Source organism: Roseateles sp. FW305-36, from assembly GCF_058787015.1.
The window spans coordinates 1-892 of sequence record NZ_JBYSZK010000054.1 but is presented as its reverse complement, the minus strand read 5'-3'; the positions used below and the strand labels follow the sequence as shown (position 1 = coordinate 892).

The following is an 892-nucleotide window of genomic DNA, read 5'->3' as shown; positions in this document are numbered from 1 at the left end:
CTTGGAGGATGGTCCCCCCATATTCAGACAGGATTTCACGTGTCCCGCCCTACTCTATTCGCGCCTAGTTCCACAATCTGCATTTCTCATACGGGGCTATCACCCGCTATGGCCGGACTTTCCATTCCGTTCTGATATACAAACTGCTAAAACGCGAGGGCTACTCCGATTTCGCTCGCCACTACTTTCGGAATCTCGGTTGATGTCTTTTCCTCGAGCTACTGAGATGTTTCAGTTCACCCGGTTCGCCACAATGACCTATGTATTCAGTCAGAGTTACTCCTTGCGGAGTGGGTTTCCCCATTCGGAAATCTCCGGATCAAAGCTAATTTGCCAGCTCCCCGAAGCTTATCGCAGGCTATCACGTCCTTCGTCGCCTGTAATCGCCAAGGCATCCACCACATGCACTTAGTCACTTGACCCTATAACTTTGACAGCGCTGACTGCACTGTCGTCAAGGACTCAATTCAGATCCGCAGATCCAAACTGTTTTTGAGTATTCACGCGTTACGCCGTTCTTCATACCTAATCAATTTCTTGCTTAGTTGAAGTCTATGTTTGACGCAATCAAAATCATTGCTGACGGCACGGTGTATCAGGAGATACTTTCCGTCAGCAACGCTGATTCGACTCTACAAATTGTTAAAGAACAACAGCCGATCTTTCGATCAAGAGCTGGTAAACCTCAACGAACATTGCTATTCTCTAAGGTTTACCAACTGAATGAGTAAAACTGGTGGAGGATGACGGGATCGAACCGACGACCCCCTGCTTGCAAAGCAGGTGCTCTCCCAGCTGAGCTAATCCCCCGGGATTTCCGTGGTGGGTCTGGCTGGATTCGAACCAGCGACCCCCGCCTTATCAAGACGGTGCTCTAACCGACTGAGCTACA

At 49.4% G+C, this 892-nt stretch carries 1 tRNA gene and 1 rRNA gene; both read right to left on the bottom strand.

The annotated features are described in order from the left end of the window. Window positions 1–422: ribosomal RNA gene (locus tag AC3WOE_RS30515) — 23S ribosomal RNA — on the bottom strand; the annotation flags it as partial. Window positions 423–734: 312 nt separating this feature from the next. Continuing rightward, window positions 735–810: transfer RNA gene (locus AC3WOE_RS30510), tRNA-Ala, on the bottom strand. Window positions 811–892 lie beyond the last annotated feature (82 nt).